The sequence below is a fragment of the Hymenobacter jejuensis genome (genome assembly GCF_006337165.1).
Classification (GTDB): domain Bacteria; phylum Bacteroidota; class Bacteroidia; order Cytophagales; family Hymenobacteraceae; genus Hymenobacter; species Hymenobacter jejuensis.
This window is the reverse complement of the sequence record NZ_CP040896.1, coordinates 2684857-2702758: the sequence shown is the minus strand read 5'-3', so window position 1 is coordinate 2702758 and position 17902 is coordinate 2684857. Positions and strand designations below refer to the sequence as shown.

Annotated in this window: 17 protein-coding genes; 14 read left to right on the top strand and 3 right to left on the bottom strand. The window is 54.3% G+C overall.

The features are described from left to right. The first annotated feature begins 51 nt into the window (after window positions 1–51). The 5 genes from infB (at window position 52) to FHG12_RS11120 (ending at window position 5863) form a co-directional block, all read left to right on the top strand. Window positions 52–3168, top strand: a complete 3117-nt coding sequence (infB, locus tag FHG12_RS11140) for a translation initiation factor IF-2 (RefSeq protein ID WP_139515797.1) — start codon at window positions 52–54, stop codon at window positions 3166–3168. Window positions 3169–3606: 438 nt separating this feature from the next. Continuing rightward, window positions 3607–4161, top strand: coding sequence for a hypothetical protein (locus FHG12_RS11135; RefSeq protein WP_139515796.1), 555 nt, complete (start codon window positions 3607–3609; stop codon window positions 4159–4161). 47 nt (window positions 4162–4208) lie between these two features. Further along, window positions 4209–4850 (top strand): hypothetical protein, encoded by a 642-nt coding sequence (locus FHG12_RS11130; protein WP_139515795.1) that lies wholly within the window; start codon window positions 4209–4211, stop codon window positions 4848–4850. 53 nt (window positions 4851–4903) lie between these two features. Further along, window positions 4904–5275 (top strand): DUF4870 domain-containing protein, encoded by a 372-nt coding sequence (locus FHG12_RS11125; protein WP_139515794.1) that lies wholly within the window; start codon window positions 4904–4906, stop codon window positions 5273–5275. A gap of 63 nt (window positions 5276–5338) precedes the next feature. Then, window positions 5339–5863, top strand: coding sequence for an OmpA family protein (locus tag FHG12_RS11120; RefSeq protein WP_139515793.1), 525 nt, complete (start codon window positions 5339–5341; stop codon window positions 5861–5863). A gap of 364 nt (window positions 5864–6227) precedes the next feature. On the opposite strand, the gene FHG12_RS11115 is transcribed toward FHG12_RS11120, so the two are convergent. Then, window positions 6228–6689, bottom strand: coding sequence for a hypothetical protein (locus tag FHG12_RS11115; RefSeq protein WP_139515792.1), 462 nt, complete (start codon window positions 6687–6689; stop codon window positions 6228–6230). Window positions 6690–6839: 150 nt separating this feature from the next. Next, window positions 6840–7265, bottom strand: a complete 426-nt coding sequence (gene mscL / locus FHG12_RS11110) for a large conductance mechanosensitive channel protein MscL (protein ID WP_139515791.1) — start codon at window positions 7263–7265, stop codon at window positions 6840–6842. A 284-nt stretch (window positions 7266–7549) separates the two neighbouring features. Between mscL and FHG12_RS11105 the strand changes: the two genes are divergently transcribed. From FHG12_RS11105 to FHG12_RS11075, 7 genes are all read left to right on the top strand, one after another. Continuing rightward, window positions 7550–8338: an enoyl-CoA hydratase/isomerase family protein gene (locus tag FHG12_RS11105; protein ID WP_139515790.1), complete on the top strand. Its 789-nt coding sequence runs from the start codon at window positions 7550–7552 to the stop codon at window positions 8336–8338. A gap of 106 nt (window positions 8339–8444) precedes the next feature. Further along, window positions 8445–9947 carry a lipopolysaccharide biosynthesis protein gene (locus FHG12_RS11100; RefSeq protein ID WP_230471094.1) on the top strand — a complete coding sequence of 501 codons (1503 nt, stop codon included), beginning with the start codon at window positions 8445–8447 and terminating at the stop codon, window positions 9945–9947. Window positions 9948–10056: 109 nt separating this feature from the next. After that, window positions 10057–10491 (top strand): dUTP diphosphatase, encoded by a 435-nt coding sequence (gene dut / locus FHG12_RS11095; RefSeq protein ID WP_139515789.1) that lies wholly within the window; start codon window positions 10057–10059, stop codon window positions 10489–10491. A gap of 79 nt (window positions 10492–10570) precedes the next feature. Beyond that, window positions 10571–11581 (top strand): sugar phosphate nucleotidyltransferase, encoded by a 1011-nt coding sequence (locus tag FHG12_RS11090; protein WP_139515788.1) that lies wholly within the window; start codon window positions 10571–10573, stop codon window positions 11579–11581. A gap of 113 nt (window positions 11582–11694) precedes the next feature. Then, the gene (locus tag FHG12_RS11085) at window positions 11695–13512 is read left to right on the top strand and encodes a tetratricopeptide repeat protein (RefSeq protein ID WP_139515787.1); all 1818 of its coding nucleotides are present in this window, start codon (window positions 11695–11697) and stop codon (window positions 13510–13512) included. Continuing rightward, on the top strand, window positions 13505–14272 hold the full coding sequence (locus FHG12_RS11080; protein WP_139515786.1) for a DUF4292 domain-containing protein: 768 nt from the start codon (window positions 13505–13507) through the stop codon (window positions 14270–14272). The genes FHG12_RS11085 and FHG12_RS11080 overlap by 8 nt, the downstream gene beginning before the upstream one ends. Then, on the top strand, window positions 14256–15638 hold the full coding sequence (locus tag FHG12_RS11075; protein ID WP_230471093.1) for a murein hydrolase activator EnvC family protein: 1383 nt from the start codon (window positions 14256–14258) through the stop codon (window positions 15636–15638). The genes FHG12_RS11080 and FHG12_RS11075 overlap by 17 nt, the downstream gene beginning before the upstream one ends. Window positions 15639–16013: 375 nt before the next feature. Here the strand turns inward: FHG12_RS11075 and FHG12_RS11070 are convergent, their stop codons facing one another. Then, window positions 16014–16952: a GAF domain-containing DNA-binding protein gene (locus FHG12_RS11070; RefSeq protein ID WP_139515785.1), complete on the bottom strand. Its 939-nt coding sequence runs from the start codon at window positions 16950–16952 to the stop codon at window positions 16014–16016. 339 nt (window positions 16953–17291) lie between these two features. Here FHG12_RS11070 and tatA (FHG12_RS11065) point away from each other — a divergent pair, with 339 nt between their 5' ends. Both tatA (FHG12_RS11065) and tatA (FHG12_RS21340) read left to right on the top strand, forming a co-directional pair. After that, on the top strand, window positions 17292–17516 hold the full coding sequence (gene tatA / locus FHG12_RS11065) for a twin-arginine translocase TatA/TatE family subunit (protein WP_139515784.1): 225 nt from the start codon (window positions 17292–17294) through the stop codon (window positions 17514–17516). A gap of 2 nt (window positions 17517–17518) precedes the next feature. Further along, the gene (gene tatA, locus FHG12_RS21340) at window positions 17519–17902 is read left to right on the top strand and encodes a twin-arginine translocase TatA/TatE family subunit (protein ID WP_139515783.1); all 384 of its coding nucleotides are present in this window, start codon (window positions 17519–17521) and stop codon (window positions 17900–17902) included.

Genomic DNA, 17902 nt, shown 5'->3' with positions numbered 1-17902 from the left:
TTTAAAATAGTACCTTTGCAACTGAATACGAGTATCGTTCGCGAGCATAGAATGGCGGAAGCAGCAACCAAACGGCTGAATCAGGCGGCCAAAGACCTGAACGTTGGAACCTCTACAATTGTGGATTTTCTGGCGGGTAAAGGGCACCAAGTCGAAAATAAACCGACAACCAAGTTGACTGCGGAGCAGGTTTCGCTGCTCAATAAAGCATTCGAGTCGTCGGCGCATGACAAGATGGAGGCCTCGAAACTCAGCCAGGCCAAGCGCCAGAATGAGGCAGAAGTCACTCCTCCCCGTCCGGAACCGGTAGCTCCTAAAGCTAACGGAAGCGTAGCCGCGCCTGCGCCGGCTACTCCGAAGCCTGCAGAGGAAGCCAAGCCCGCTGCTCCTCAGCCGGCACCAGCCGCTGAAATTCCTTCTGCCCCGGTGCCAGCGGCGCCTGCTCCCGTAGTAGAAGCACCCAAAGTGCCGGGCCTGAAGGTTTTAGGTAAAATTGAGTTGGATGCCAAAGGCCGCCCCGTAGCGCCTCGCCCAACTGCTGCTCCCGCTCCAGCGGCTCCAGCAGCAGTGCAAGAGGCAGTTCCATCGGCGCCAGCCCCTGCTCCTCAACCAGTTCCTGTTGCGGAAACTAAGCCAGCCCCAGCGCCCACACCAGTTCCTGAGCAGGCTCTTACTCCTGCACCTGCCCCACAAGTTGTGGCACCGGTAGCAGAAGCCAAGCCAGTAGCGGCACCTACTCCTGCAGCTCCAGTTGAGCCAGTTGTAGCAGCACCTCAACCCCCAGTCACTCCGCAACCGCAGCCAGCTCCCGTGCCGCAAGCAACTGCACCTGTTGCACCTGAACCTATTCCGGCTCCGCAAGCTGAAGAAGCCACAATCGTTGCGAAAGCTGATCAGCTGAAAGGCTTAACAGTTCTTGGCAAGATTGAGCTTCCTGTAGATTCGTCTCGCCGTGGCGGTGGGGGTAGTAACAACCGCCGGCCAGTAGCCTCTTCGGATGTGCGCAAAAGCGGTCTTAGCCCTGATGCCAAGAAGAAACGGCAGCGTATTCCTACTCCTGGAGCTAGCCCTTCAGGACAAGGCGGTGGTCAGCAGCAAGGCGGTGGCCAGCAACCAGGCAATCGCCCTAGTGGTGGTCGTCCGGATCAGCCAAACCGCGGTGGCCAACCGCGCCCCGGTGGGTCAGGCCAACAGGGTAATCGCCCACTCACCCACGGTGGTCAGCCCGTTCCGCCGCGCGTGGCGCCTACGCCAGAGCAAAACGACAAGCAGATACAAGAACAAATCAAGGCTACGCTGGCAAAACTCAGCGGCGGTCGCGGCGGCAGCCAAGCCAACCGCGCCAAGTACCGTCGCGACAAGCGGGCCGGTGTTGCCGAAGCGAGCGAATTAGCTCGTCAGCAAAGCGAGCTAGCCTCTAAGACACTTAAAGTAACGGAGTTCATCTCGGCCAATGACTTGGCTTCTCTGATGGATGTATCTGTGAATGAGGTAATTAAGGTTTGTCTGAATATGGGCATGTTCGTGTCCATCAACCAGCGCCTTGATGCGGAAGCCATTACGGTCATTGCCGATGAGTTTGGCTATGATGTCGAATTCCTTTCTGCAGAAGAAGAGGAAGTAGATTTAGGGCTTGAAGATGCTGAAGAGGATCTGCAACCTCGCGCTCCAATCGTGACCATCATGGGCCACGTCGACCACGGCAAAACATCGTTGCTTGACTACATCCGCAATGCCACGGTTGCCAAAGGCGAAGCCGGCGGTATTACGCAGCACATCGGTGCCTACGAGGTTAAAACCTCTTCCGGCAAACGAGTTACTTTCCTGGATACGCCTGGTCACGAGGCCTTTACGGCCATGCGTGCTCGCGGTGCCAAGGTTACGGACATTGCCATCATTGTGGTAGCTGCCGATGACTCGGTAATGCCGCAAACCAAGGAAGCCATCAACCACGCACAAGCGGCTGGTGTTCCGATAATTATTGCGCTCAACAAGATTGACAAGCCTGCCGCCAACCCCGAAAAGATCCGCGAGGAGCTTTCCCAAATTAACATTCTGGTAGAAGAATGGGGCGGTAAATATCAGTCACAGGAAGTGTCGGCTAAATCGGGCCTTGGCGTCGAAGACCTACTCGAAAAGGTACTACTGGAAGCTGAACTCCTTGAGTTGAAAGCCAACCCTGAGCGCAATGCGATAGGCACCGTGGTTGAGGCCTCGCTTGACAAAGGCCGGGGTTATGTAACCACAGTGCTGGTGCAAACCGGCACCCTGAATGTGGGCGACATCGTGCTGGCTGGTCCGCACTACGGCCGCGTAAAGGCCATGACCGATCATCGTGGTAAGAAGATGAAAGTTGCGGGTCCCTCCACTCCGGTGCAGGTCCTGGGCTTGACGGGTGCACCGCAGGCGGGTGACAAAATCGTGGTAATGGAAACGGAGCGCGAAGCCCGCGAACTTGCCACGCAACGTCAGCAACTGTCGCGTGAGCAGAGCATGCGCACCAAGAAGCACATCACACTGGACGAAATTGGCCGTCGTTTGGCTATTGGCTCGTTCAAAGAGCTGAATGTAATTGTGAAAGGCGACGTGGACGGCTCGGTAGAAGCACTCTCCGACTCGCTGCTCAAGCTGTCAACGCCGGAAGTGAAAGTCAACATCCTCTCCAAAGGGGTTGGCGCCATCTCCGAATCGGACGTGTTGCTGGCTTCGGCTTCCGACGCAATCATCATTGGTTTCCAGGTACGTCCTTCGCAAAGCGCACGCAAACTGGCTGAGCAAGAGCAGATTGACATCCGCCTCTACTCGATCATCTACAATGCCATCAACGAGGTGAAGGATGCCATGGAAGGTATGCTGGCCCCAACGGTGCAGGAAGTAGTGGTAGCCAACGCCGAGGTTCGCCAGGTGTTCAACATTACCAAAGTCGGCAGCATTGCAGGCTGTATGGTAACGGAGGGCTCGTTTACGCGCAATACCAAAGTGCGCGTGGTGCGCGACGGCATCGTGGTTTACTCCGGCGAAATCCAGGCTCTGAAGCGCTACAAAGACGACGTGTCGGAAGTACGCCAAGGCTACGAGTGCGGTATTTCGGTGAAGAACTTCAACGACTTGCGCGAAGGCGACAACATCGAAGGTTTCGAAGAAAAAGAAGTGAAGCGTACTCTATAAACCTCACATCTTTTGTAAGGGCAAAAGCCCCGGCCAGTAATGGTCGGGGCTTTTTGCGTTCTGTAGGCTTTCTTTTCGGCAGTACGATCACATCATCATGCTATTGCATCCGGCGCCGCACTCAAGCTAGTTTTGTATCAAATCAGGAACAAATTGCACCTGAGCAACCCTAACCTGCTTTCCTCCAACCTCATTCCCTCTATGAAAACATTTAGCATTTCATTTCTGGTACTTGCTACACTGGCTAGCGCACCCGCGTTGGCACAAACTAAAACTATCAATAAATCGCCTATTAAAACGGCTACTACGCCAGCCAAAGCTACTTCTGCTGCGCGGCCGCTAACAAGTACTCAGCCAGCTCCCGCTACCAAATCTATCGCTGTAACCTCAACTCCTGCCTCTACTACGGCTTCCTCGTCGACGGTAACAACCCGTGTTTTGACCTCGGCTGTTCACCCTTCTACACAAGCCATGGAAGGCGGCGAGTCGATGTTCCGCAAGGGTACTACCATGGTCAACTTGGGCGTAGGCCTGGGATTAGGGTATGGATACTACGGCGGCTCGCTGAAGTCAACCCCGGCCATTAGCGTATCGGCCGAGCGGGGCCTTTTGGAAGGAATAGGGCCTGGCACCATCGGGGTGGGCGGACTCATCGGCTACAAAGGCTATCACTACGACTATCCGGGCACCAGCTATAAAGCCACTTGGAGCAACATTATTGTGGCCGCGCGCGGCACCTATCACTACAATTTCACGACCAATCCTAAGCTCGACACCTACGCAGGCGTGACGTTGGGTATGCGCTTGGAGCATTACAAAGACACTTATTACAACGACGTGCTCAACAGCCGCAACAATTCGTATGGCGGTGCCTACCTGACCTCGGGCATTTTCGTGGGCGGCCGCTACTTCTTCACCGACAACATCGGGGGCTTTGCCGAGCTCGGCTACGACATGAGCTATTTGAAACTGGGCCTTACCGCAAAATTCTAAATAGTTTATAATCAAATATTTACATACTAACTCTTACCATCACAGCCATGAAAAACTCATTTGCTTTTTGGGGCATGGCCCTTGCCTTGCTGCCGCTGCTAGCAAGCTGCGGCGAGCGGATGCAAGAAGCCAAAAATGCCTACTCTGCCGTAGCAACGACCACCAAAGCTGCCGAGAAAATGGGCGAGGCAATGAACAAAGCCGAAGCCAAACGCAAGCTCCGTGCTGCACATGGCGACACTATCTCATTGCATTACAAAGAGTTAGAAAAATATCTCCCCGGCAGTATTGAGGGCTTCACGCCTGATGGAGCACCTAAGGGCGAATCGGTGAATATGGGTGGGCTGAGCTACTCCACCTGCGAGCAGATATACCGGAAAGGCGATCAGCAGCTGAAGGTACAACTCGTGGATTACAACGGCGCCAACGCGCTGTATGCGGGCGCTACGGCCATGATGTCGGCGGGCTTCTCGCAGGATAACGACGACGAAATGATGCGTGGCTGCGACCTCGGCATTCCTGAGGTGAAGGGTTGGGAAACGCTGCAGAAAAAGGACAAAAAGGCTTCTGTGGCCCTCGGCGTGGGCGACCGTTTTTTCGTCGCCGTCGAGTCAACTGGTCAGGACAACACAGATTTTGTGAAGGCAGTAGCCAAGAACATCAACCTCAATGCATTAGCCAAGCTGTAGTTGAAGCTTGGCTACTCACTTTTCCTGTATCCTATAGCCCACACGTTACTCCCATGGAACCAACGCCAACACCTTCTTCCTCAACTGCTTCCGATCAGGGTCGCTTGCTCGCCATTGTCAGCTATCTCACGGTGGTCGGATGGCTGGTAAGCTATTTTCTCAACAAAGAAGAACGCTCGCCTCTTGCAGCTTTTCACTTGCGGCAAAATGCGCTGCTTCTGCTCACCGGGTTCGCGCTGTACGTTGGTTTGCAAGTACTTATGTTTGTGCCACTCATCGGCTGGCTAATCAGCCTGTGTATGCTGCCGCTGTATCTGGTACTGTTTGCCTTTTGGTTGCTGGGGCTGTTAGGGGCCATCAATGGTCAGGAAAAACCCATCCCAATACTGGGCCTGAAAGCGCAAAGCCTGTTTGCGAGCCTGTAGCCCATTGGGCTGCCTAACGCATAACGATTTTACAATCAAGCAATTGAACAAAATTCTACGTGCATGAAAAAGCTTCTGTTTGCAATTCTGGCGTTGCTGGCCTTGCCTTTGAACAGTTCGGCACAGTTTGGCCTTTTGAATGCGGCCGTCGATCGGGCGGCTAACCGGGTGGCGGCGCGCAAGATTGACGAGGCCATCGATCGCAAAGTGGCCGAAAAAACCGATGACTACCACCGCGCGCTTCTGACTGAAGGACGCCTAGTCTCCTATCGTATTCAGTTTGAGCCCAATACCGCAACGCTGTTGCCCGACAGCTATTCGATGCTCACTGAACTAACGCGCTTGCTGCAACAACAGCCCGACTTGCGCCTGAGCATCGAAGCCCATACGCTCCGGACTGGCAATGCTACCGCTAGCTTGGCTCTTGCGCAACAACGAGCCGATGTTGTGCGGGCAGCCTTAGTTAAGAATGGAATCGCGGCGACTCGGCTGAAAGCCAAAGGCATCGGCGAGGCCCAACCGCTCAGTACAGACAACTCCGAGGAGATGAATCAATTAAATCAACGGGTAGAATTTGTTAAACTATGAATAATTTTATATAAAATTGTAAGTGATTACGACGAGGTACTGAAACAGCGATTTATGCCGCAGGCAGTTGCGATGCGTTACCAGTCTTGGCCATGACGCTTCCTTATATTTAGTAAGGAAGCGTCATGGCCGCATTTTATTTGCTTACAGCTTGTCGACCAAGACAGTTTGTTACGTACAGACCCATGTTTTACGCACTATACTCACTTGATTTAGCCACTTAAATTATTGCCGTAATGGCTACCTCCTCTCTTCAGGCATCGGGGGCGAACGGTGGCCTCGACTGCACTGAAGAAGCAAAAAGCCCCGGAGCGTTGCACCGGGGCTTTTTTTATAACAGCTTGATTAAGAAACACTTGCTGGTCTAGAAGAATAGAAAGTGGCTCTTGGATTTGACTTTGTGCTTTAAGGGCTTGCCTTTCGGGTCGATGCCGGGAGCCGCATGCAACTGGCCGCGCTTCTGGCGGGCCGTGCCCCGCCGCTTGTCTTTGAACTTGCGTAGCACAAAGCCGCCGGAGTTCTTTTCGTACTGCCGAGCAGGCCCCGAGCCCCGACCAAAACTCGTATTGGCGGTACCCCCACCCGAACGCGCCTCCAAGATTTCGAGTTGCTGATCGCGCTTGGCCTCATCAGGATTCATGCTCATACGGCGCTGCATGCGCGCGATATCCGAGCCGGAAGCTTTCTTGTTTTTTCGGGCACTGGTTTCTTTCGGCTGGCTGCCGGGCGGCGTGCCAATCTCGGGCGCCATCGCCGTTTGGGCATGCGCTTGCTGCGCCAACAAAGCCGAAACAACCAGAAGTGCAGTCGCCAACAATTTTTTCATAAACGAGATCAGGCAAAGTAGAAGCCAAACTGCCGGCCTGGGCAAGCAGTTTGGCAACCAGTACGGGTTCGCGGGCGAAACGACTTGGCCTTGAAGTTAGTTCAAATACTAAGCCAGTGACGCACAGAGGCTTAATTTAGCGGCCTTCTGCTAAACCCGGGTGCGCAGAGAATCCCGGATTTCCATGAGCAGAATCTGGTCTTTTGTTGGCGCTGGTTCGGCTTCCGGTGCCGGATCGGGTTTGCGGCGCAGCTTATTGGCCGCCTGCACGATCAGGAAGATACAGAACGCAATAATGAGGAAGTTGAGCACTGCGTTCAGAAACAGGCCGTAGTTCAAGGTAGCTGCACCCGCATCTTTGGCTTGTTTCAAAGAGGCGTACGTGGTGCCGTCCAGCGAAACGAATAAATCGGAGAAATCATGCCCTCCGCTGATTTTACCCAGAATCGGCATCAGGATATCGTCGACCAACGAAGTCACGATCTTGCCGAAGGCCGCTCCAATAATCACGCCGACAGCTAAATCCAGCACGTTGCCGCGCGAAACGAACTCTTTGAATTCGGAAAAAAGACCCATAATTCGAACGGTTTTTAAATGTGGAAAAAGGAGAAATCAATGGGTCAATATATAATAAAAAATGTATCAATTCTTACGACTTGGCTCACCGGTTTAGCAGAGTTAACTGCTCGAGTCGTAAATATTGAGACTTGGCGGACAATAATTCTCCCGAAAATCGCTGCTTGCTAAAGCAAAAAGGCTGCCCCGGCGCTCACACGGGCTTTTGTCTGGGTGGAGCGCTTCGGACAGGCCAACGCGTTTTGCGCTATCTTTGCGGCCTTTCCACAACCTTCCGCTTCTGCATGGCCTCCTACGAAAATCTGCTGCTCGCTCTGGATTCTGCCACGGGCATTCTGACCATCACCCTCAACCGCCCTATCAAACTCAACGCCCTGAATGCGGCCACCATCGAGGAAATCCGGCAAAGCTTTCAGGAAGCCCTCGACGATGCTGCCGTGCGGGGCATCATCTTGACGGGCAGCGGCGAAAAGGCGTTCGTGGCCGGTGCCGACATTGCCGAGCTCGCCGACTTGAACGAGATTGCGGGCCGGCGCGTGGCCGAACGAGGCCAAGAAGCGTTCTGCATGATCGAGGAGAGCACCAAGCCCGTCATTGCGGCCGTTAATGGGTTTGCGCTGGGCGGTGGCTGCGAGCTAGCAATGGCCTGTCACCTGCGCGTGGCTTCCGAAAATGCCCGTTTTGGCCAGCCCGAAGTAAATCTGGGCCTGATTCCGGGCTATGGCGGTACGCAGCGTCTGACGCAGCTAGTGGGCAAAGCCAAAGCCCTAGAACTGATGATGACCGGCGACCAGATCAAGGCCGACGAAGCGCACCGCCTGGGGCTCGCCAACCATGTAGTGCCGGCTGCCGAGCTGTTGCCCTTCTGCGAACAGTTGCTCAAGCGCATTCTCAGCAAAGCACCGTTGGCCATCGGCATGGTAATCGACTGTGTGAATGCGTATTACGATGAAGAAAAACACGGTTATCAGACGGAAGCCAATTCGTTCAGCCGCTGCTTTGGGTCCGAAGATTTTCGCGAGGGCACGCAGGCATTCCTCGAAAAGCGGCCGGCCGCATTCAAAGGCGCATAAGCCGTACTTAGGGCTGGGCGATGTTTCGCCTCGGCAGCCCCATTTGTATCTATTTGATATACAGACAGATACAAAATATTTATTTTAAATCCGTAAGTAGTTCATAGTGAGTTCAATAGCCAAGCGCTTGGCCGGGCAGACGGCCGTGTACGGCATTAGCAGCATCGTGGGCCGTGTGCTCTCCTATTTGCTGGTGCCCATGTACACGGGTCGGTTTGTAGCGGCTCAATACGGGATCGTGACGGGGCTGTACGCGTACGTGTCGTTTCTAAACGTCGTGTTTACCTACGGCATGGAAACGACGTATTTCCGGTTTGCCAACCGCCCCGGCACCGACCGAAAACTGCTCTACGACCGGGTGTTGAGTATGCTGCTGGCCAGCAGTGTGCTGCTCACGCTTCTGCTGGCCCTGCTAGCGGCCCCGCTAATGCGCCTGATGAGCTTGCCACCTGGCAACGAGCGCTACGCCATATGGGTGGCCCTGATTTTGGGAATGGATGCCGTAGCCGCGATTCCTTTTGCCCGGCTTCGATTGGAGAACAAAGCGCGAAAATTTGCGGCCATCAAGCTGGCCAATATTTTGACTTATGTGCTTCTTAATCTGTTCTTTATCGTACTGTGCCCGGATGTGGTAGCGGGCAAATACCTGACGGGACTGCGCCCTCTGATCGAGCGACTATACGATCCGACGTTGGGCGTAGGGTATGTATTTCTGTCGAACCTGTTTGCCAGCGGCCTCACCTTGGTGCTGCTGTGGCGCGAGCTGACCGACTTCCGATTCCAGCTAAATCTGGAGCCCCTGCGGCCCATGCTGCGCTACGCTTACCCCCTGATGCTGATGGGATTAGCGGGCATGGTAAACGAAACCCTCGACCGGATTCTGCTGGGCTCGTGGCTGCCGCAGGGCTTCTATCCGGGCAAAAGCAACTTGGCGGCGGTGGGTATTTACGGCGCTTGCTACAAGCTGAGCATCTTCATGTCCCTCGTGATTCAGGCGTTTCGCTACGCGGCTGAGCCGTTTTTCTTTGCCCAAAGCACCGAAAAGAACTCGCCTACGACTTTTGCGCTGGTTCTGAAGTGGTTTACGCTGTGCTGCGCCCTGATTTTTGTGGTTATCAGCGTCAATCTGGAAGATTTGGCCCCAATTTTTCTGCGCCGGCCCGAATATCGCGAAGGCATTGGCGTCGTGCCTATCTTGCTGTTAGCCAACTTGTTCCTGGGGGTCTATTACAACCTGTCGGTGTGGTTTAAGCTAACCGACAAAACGTATTTCGGCACCTACATCGCTTTCGGCGGGGCCATCCTGACCATTGCGCTCAACTTTCTGCTGATTCCGCTGCTGGGCTACACGGGCAGCGCCATCACCACGCTGGCCTGCTACTTTACGATGGCCGCGGTGTGCTGGTGGCTCGGCGAAAGGCATTTCCCGATCCCTTATCCGGTCGCGCGCCTCAGCGTATGGCTGCTGTTTGCCATCGGGCTGGTGGCTGTGTCGTGGTATTTGCCCATCGCAGATTTCTGGCTGCGCCACGCTGTGCACCTGCTGATCTGTGCGGGATTTGCGGGGTTGCTTTTCCTGACCGAGCGGCCGCGGCGCGTAATAGCGTAGCTAAGCTTGCCGGTATTTGCCCAAAGATCAGTAAGTTCTGCTCACTTATTGGAGGCCCGCTTCAGCTACTATCTTTGCCCTTCCAAGCTTAGTGTCTCAGTTTCTGCTCATGCAAGTTCCTATTATTAATCGCTCGCGTCACGAACTGCCTTCTTATCAAACCGCGCATGCCGCCGGAATGGACGTGCGGGCCAACCTAGAAGAGGCCGTTACGTTGAAGCCCCTGCAACGAGCACTTATTCCAACGGGTCTTTTCCTGGAAATTCCGGTAGGTTATGAGGCGCAGGTACGGCCGCGTAGCGGCTTAGCTTACAAGCACGGCATTGGGCTCGTCAATAGCCCCGGCACCATCGACGCCGATTACCGTGGCGAACTCAAAGTACTGTTGGTCAATCTTTCTGCGGATGAATTTGTAGTGCAAGACGGCGAGCGCATTGCCCAGCTTGTGGTAGCCCGCCACGAAACCGTTGAGTGGCAGGCCGTTGAAGAGCTTACCGAAACCGGGCGCGGCGCCGGCGGCTACGGTAGCACCGGCACCAAATAGCACACATCCAATCGCAGCAGTTTCTCGTTTCTCACAATACCTACTCCTTCTTCCAACCCTAAACCAGTACTCTTTCGCTATGAAAATCATCGTCCCGATGGCCGGCATGGGCAAACGCATGCGCCCCCACACGCTCACCGTTCCCAAGCCTCTGATTCCGATTGCCGGAAAACCCATTGTACAGCGCCTCGTGGAAGATATCGCCAAGGTCTGCGGCGAGCCCGTCGACGAAGTGGCTTTCATTGTAGGTCGTTTTGGCGAAACAGTAGAGAAGAGCCTGGTAAAAATTGCGGAATCGGTAGGTGCCAAGGGCACGATTTACTACCAAGACGAGCCCCTGGGCACAGCCCACGCCATTTTGTGCGCCAAGGATTCGCTGACCGGACCGTTGGTGGTAGCTTTCGCCGACACGTTGTTTAAAGCGGATTTCACGCTTGACACCTCTGCCGACGGCACCATTTGGGTACAGCGCGTAGACGACCCACGGCCGTTTGGCGTGGTAAAGCTCGACGACCAAGGCCGCATCACCGAACTGGTAGAAAAGCCTGAGCAATTCGTTTCGGATTTGGCCATCATCGGCATCTATTACTTCAAGGACGGCGACTACCTGCGCAACGAGTTGCAGTATTTGCTCGACAACGATATCAAGGACAAAGGTGAATACCAGCTCACCAACGCCCTTGAAAACATGAAAAACAAAGGCACAGTGTTCGTGCCCGGCCGCGTTACCGAGTGGCTCGATTGCGGCAACAAAGACGCTACGGTTTTCACCAACCAACGCTACTTAGAATACCTGCAAGAGCGCGGCGAGAAATTGGTAGCTGCCTCGGCCAAGCTTACAAATGCTGTAGTCATTCAGCCGGTGTATATCGGTGAAAATGTGATCATTACCAATTCCGTAGTTGGTCCGCACGTATCTTTGGGCGACAACTCCAACGTGCGCGATTCGGTGGTGACCAATTCCATCGTGCAGCAGTCGGCCACGATCCTCAATGCCAGCGTGACTAACTCCATGATTGGCAACCACGCCAGCGTTACCAGCAAGCCCCACGACCTGAGCGTGGGCGACTATAACACCCTGCGGGTGTGATGATTTTCAAGCTTTTGACGTTAGCAGTAGCGCGAACTTCCGTTCGCAGATTTGTTTATCTCGCATAACTCCTTCCTTCTGACCGGCGGGCGGCCGTCCGCGCTACTGCGTCTATGCGTCGAATTGTTGCTTTTTCCTTTCTCCTCCTAAGCCTGCTGTTGGCGGAACAGAGTGCTGCTCAGCAGAAGCCTGCGCCCGATAAGGCAGCCTCCTCAGCTGAGAAAAAGCCGCGCAAGCTCACGCGCCGCGAGCGCAAGGAGCTGGCTAAGCGCGCCGAAATAGAAACGGCCGGGCAGCAAGCCCGGCCGCTCTCGGAGCGCGACCGGGAAATGAGCGAGTCGTTTTTCGTCGACGGCGTGAAGTATGTGTTGCTCGAGGACTACAACAAGGCACTAGAGCGGTTGCTCAAAGCCTATGCCCTCAACCCAACCAACGCCGCCATTAACTACAAGATAGCCGAGACCAACCTGTTGAGCGGCAATCTGAAAGACGCCACCAATTTTGCGCAGTCGGCCGTTAAGCTTGATCCGAAGAACGCGTACTACTATCTGCTATTGGCCCAAATTTATACGTCGCAGAAACAGTACGACGACGCGGCGAAGGTGTACACTAGCCTGATTCACGACGTCCCGGGATCGAACTATTACCTTTTCAACCTCGCCGATCTGTACATGGCGCAGGGCAAGCTGGACGAAGCGCTCGCGACGTTTGACCAAGCCGAAAAGCAGTTTGGGCCCATCGACGAAGTATCCTTTAAGAAGCAACAGATCTACTTGAAACAGAACAAGTTAGATAAAGCACTGCAAGAAGGAGAATCCCTGATCAAAGCTAACCCGGAAGAAGTGCGGTACGTGCTGGCGCAAGCCGAGCTGTACGCGTCCAATAATCGGCCGGCTGATGCCATTCGAGTGGCAAACCAAGCACTAAAGCAGGATCCCGACAACCCACAGGCTCGCATGATTCTGGCTGATGTGTACCGGCAGCAGGGCAATGCTGCTGAGTCGGAAAAACAGATCAAGCTGGCGTTTGAAAGCCCCGCGCTCGACATCGACGATAAAGTGCGTATTCTGGTCGATTACATTCGGCAACTTCCCAACCCCAAGCTGAACGCTACGGCGTTGGATCTCGCGGGCATCACGATGCGCGTGCATCCCAAAGAAGCCAAGGCCTTTGCAGTAGCCGGTGATATTCAGATCATTACCGAAAACAAAAAGGACGCCCGCGATTCCTATCTCAAAGCCATTCACCTCGACAACTCCAAGTTTCAGATTTGGCAGCAGGTGGTGCTGATTGATGCGGAACTAAACCAAATCGACTCGTTGCAGCGGCACACCGACCAGGCGCTGGAGCTATTTCCCAATCAGGCGTCGCTGTGGTTTTACAACGGTGTAGCGCACCTGCTGAAGAAGGAGCCGACAAAAGGCGTGAAATCGTTGGAATATGGTCGCAAGCTCGCCACTGATAACCCGGAGTTGCTGGCCCAATTTGATACCCAACTCGGCGACGCCTACCATGAGCTAAAGGACTACCCCAAATCCGACGCGGCCTACGAGGCAGCTTTGGCTTTCGACGCCAACAATGCCCAAGCGCTGAATAACTACAGCTATTACCTCTCGTTGCGGGGCGAGAAGCTCGACAAGGCGAAAGAAATGTCGGGGAAATTGGTCAAGCAGTTTCCCGACAACGATACTTACCTCGACACCTACGCGTGGGTGTTGTACAAATTAAAAGATTACAACGGAGCGCGGCAATACTTAGAAAAAGCCCTAAAAACCAGCACCGACGGCAACGTTATTGAGCACTACGGCGACGTGTTGTTTCAGCTGGGCCAGAAAGAGCAAGCCCTGACCGAATGGCAGCGCGCTAAGAAAACGGGCGAAGCATCGGCCCTGATTGACCGCAAGATCAAAGAGAAAAAACTGTATGAGTAGACGCATTGAGCTGGTACTGTTGCTGGCCCTGTTCCTGTTAGGAAGCTGTGCCCGCAAGGCCGTTCCGACCAAATCAACTTCGGGCAAAGTCGCTCCCGAAGTAGGCGCCAGCAACGTCGATTTTCGCTACTTAACAGCCAAGGGCAAAGCCCAGATCGAAGCCAACGGTGAAAAGCCGCCCACCGTCAACATTACGTTGCGGATGCGCAAAGACAGCATTATCTGGATTTCCGCTTCGGTTTCGCCCATCGGCGAAGTTGGCCGGGTCTTTATCACCCGCGACTCCGTGAAGCTGCTCAACCGGTTGCAGAAGGAATACTACTCCGGCAACTTTTCATACTTGAGCAAGCGGTTCAATGTGCCCGTTACCTTCGAGCAGGTGCAGGCCTTGTTGCTAGGCAATTATCTGCCTGCAGCGCCCGGTGTAACGCCCGCCATCAATACCAGCGGCGATTTACAAACTGTTCATTATGAGCAAGTTAACTTGATTATAGAACAGCTTATTGCGTTGAGTCGGGCGCGTATGCAGCAACTCACCGTGCGCGACCGCGAAACCGACAACAACTTCAAAGTAGACTACTCAGATTTCCGACCGCTGGAAGCAACGACGCAACAATTTGCCTACTCGGTGCTGGTGAAAGCCCAACAAGCCAAGCTGCCCGTTTCTACGGTTTCGATTAATTACCGCAACGTGGATGTAGACAAGGAGCGTCTGGCATTCCCGTTCTCGGTACCTTCGGGTTATGCGCGGAAAAAATAGTCGCAGTTACGCATTCTACGGGCTGTTGATCGCGGCGCTATTCATGGCGCTGAGCAATTCACCTTTGGCGCAGCGCCGAACTTCTTCGAGCAGTCGGTCATCAACCAACGGCAAGAAAACGAAAGCCCAATTGGAGCGTGAGCGCCGGGCCACCCTGCGCCGCATCCGAGAAACCAGCCGCATTCTGGCCCAAACGCAGCAGCAGAAACAGGCTTCTATTGGGCAGCTCAATGCGCTCAAGGAAAAGCTGAATGTGCAGCAGGGCGTCATCAAAAACATCTCGTCGGAACTGAAATACATCGAGTCGGATGTGCAGCAGACGGAAACCCAGGTGCAACGAACCCGGCAAAGCCTTGAGCAGTTGAAGGCAGAGTACGCACGTTTGATCTATGCGTCGTCCAAAACGGCCAACAGCTACAACCGGATCATGTTCCTGTTTGCGGCCGAATCGTTTAATCAGTTTATGCTACGATTGCGCTACATCCGGCAATACTCGGAGGTGCGCCGGGCGCAGGCCGCCCAAATTAGCAATACGCAACAGCTTCTGAGTCAACAGCTTACGGGACTCACCGAAAAGAAGCAGGAAAAAAGCAGCTTGCTCAGCACCCAGCTCAACGAAAACCGCAACTTGATTACGCTCAAAACGCAGCAGGACCAAGTGGTGACGAAGCTCAGCCGGCAGGAAGAAGGGTTGCGGCAGGAATTGGCCGAACGTCAGCAAGCCGTCAGCCGTCTCGATAACCTCATTGCCGAACGCGTCCGCGAAGAAATCGCGCGGGCTGCCCGCGTAGCAGCCGCACGTGCCGCGGCCCGAGCCGCCGCGAACCGCGAAAGAGCGGCTAATGCGCCTAGTCGCAGTCCGGGGGCTACTTCCCGTTCTAGCTCTAGTGAAGCCGAACCGGAGCCCGCCCGCACCGACCGCGTAACCCTGACGCCCGAAACGGCCGTGTTGTCGTCGTCTTTTGCCGAGAACCGCGGCCGGCTGTTGTGGCCCGTGAGCCGGGGCTTTATCTCCCAGCCTTTTGGGCGGCACCCGCACCCGGTGCTCAAAAACGTGATGGTAGAAAACCGCGGCATTGATATTCAAACCAGCGCCGGTGAGCCTGCCCGCGCCGTTTTTGACGGAAAAGTGCTCACCGTAGCTAGTATCGCGGGCATGAACAACATCGTGATGATTCAGCACGGCGAGTACTTTACGGTGTACGCCAAGCTGCGCAGCGTCAGCGTCAGCGAAGGCCAGCAAGTGAAGATGCGCCAGCCAATCGGCACCGTCTATACCAGTTCCGACGGCACTACCGAGCTACAGTTTCAGGTGTGGCGAAACAGCGCTAACCTCAATCCTCAGAATTGGATAGGCCACAAGTAGGGGCTCAACACGGCTCTCAAAGGGACGATCCGCTACAAAGAAAAAGGCCGCGCTAGATCTAGCGCGGCCTTTTTCCATATAACTACTTGATCATCAATCATTTACGCGCCACAAGGCTGGCGTCTGCATGGGCAAAAAAAACACCGTACATCGCACGGTGCCTTTCTGAGCTATGAAAACAAACTTAGCTATCAGCGCGTCATGCAGTTGCCAAATAAAGCCAAACTGGCTCGTCGGCATAGCAGAAGCCCCGATAACATGACGAAAGATAGATAGCTTACGGCTCAGACGCTAACCTATTTCGCTAAAAGTATAATTTTTCTCGGTGAAAGGCTTGTTTTGCTGTGCTGTCTTGCATCGCAGCTCAGCAGCAGCTTACACCAAGTTTAGCCTGTTGAGCAGCACCGCTTTATAGGAATTGCCAATGGGCACTGGCACCGGCTGCCCGGCGCGTTCCGTTTCCACCAAAGCGGAATCGGCTTCGATCGCGACTATCCGATCGAGGCGCACGATGTATTTGCGGTGAACGCGTGCAAAGTCGCGGGGCGGCAGCTTGGTTTCTAGGTCTTTCATGGTGCTGTATACCGTGAAGCGCTCGCGGGCCGTGTGGATGTTCACGTAATCGCCAAGGGCTTCGACATACCGGATATCGCCCGTGTTGACGCGTACCAGTTTATGATCCTGCTTGATAAAAATCTCGCAGCGGTTGTCAAAATACAATGAATCGGCCGCGTTGTTGGCCATGCGCAACAGCCCGTCCAGTTTTTGCTGCTCCTGCTCTAGTTGCAGGCGGGCGCGACGCAGCTCCAAGTGCGAAACCACCTCACGTGCCAAAATCCGCAGGGCCTCGCGTTGGCTATCGCTCAGGCGATGCGGTACCGTATCGATGGCGCAAAGCGTTCCCAACGGATGCCCTTCCGGCGTTACCAGCGGCGCACCAGCATAGAAGCGGATGCTAGGCGCAGCAGTCACCATCGGGTTCGTCTGAAAAGTAGGATCGCAGCTCGCGTCTTCTACTTCGAAGACGTCGTCGGAGTACATCGCGTAGTTGCAGAACGCAAATTCGCGCTTAGATCCCTCAATGTTGTCAAAGCCGGTTTTGGCCTTAAACCATTGCCGATCAGAGTCAATCAGGGACACAAGCGAAACCGGCGTATTGCAAATAAAAGCCGCTAAGCGCGTCAGATCATCAAACACTTGCTCGGGTGGCGTGTCTAGAATCTGATAATTACGTAAAACCTCGAGCCGCTGTGCTTCGTCACTGCTGTGCAGGTCGGGAAGGGCGGAACGGGTTGTGCTGGAGTTACGAGCCAACTTTTTAAGAACGTTAAATCTTCGGGGAGAGGCAGCTGCGAATCAAAGCGGAGCAAACGGCATCAGCGGTGCCTAAGCATCATTTGCTTCGAAAAATGAGCTTAAATAACAATCTTACGACGGTGAATATAAGTATTTAGACGCTGAACTTCCTTTTTTACCAGTCAAGGCTTCTAAATATGTACGAGCCGTTTGCCGAAACGGATTGACCGGCGCAACAGGAAAGATAGAGTCCTGTAAAACTGTTTTGAAAATTATAGGGTACCTTTACCAATCCTGAATCACGCTAAACAGCGTATACCTAGCTTTGCACCCCAAACCGGCTTCAGGCCTCTCATCATGACACTGCTTTCCCTGTTTCTAGGCATCGGCAATTTTGGTGGCACCGAAATTCTGCTGATTGTTATTGCCATCATCTTACTGTTCGGCGCCAAGCGCATCCCGGAACTTGCCAAAGGCCTGGGAAAGGGCATTCGGGAGTTCAAAGATGCCACGAAGGAAGAAAAGCCTGAGTACCGCGACCGCCCAGTTAATCCAAACGATCCTACCCAACCCCGCCTGTAATCATGAACATGCCCGTTCTGCTTTTCCTCGGCGACATTGGTGGCAGCGAGTTGCTGCTGATTATGGTCGTCATCCTGATGTTTTTTGGCGCCAATAAAATCCCGGAACTAGCGCGCGGCTTAGGCAAAGGCATTCGGGAGTTTAAAGATGCATCGCGGGAAATCCGCAGCGAAATCGAAAACTCAGGCCAGCCCCAGCCAACCCAATACCAAAACCAATTCAACAACAATACGGGTTATCAAGCGCCGCAGCAGCCTGTTTATCAAGCTCCTGTAGCCCAGCCAGAAGGCACGCACGCGCCTGTAACTCCTATTGCACCGCCCATGGATGGTGGCATCACGCCTCCCGTGGCTGATAGCCCTCGCCTTGATCAAACGACCAACTAA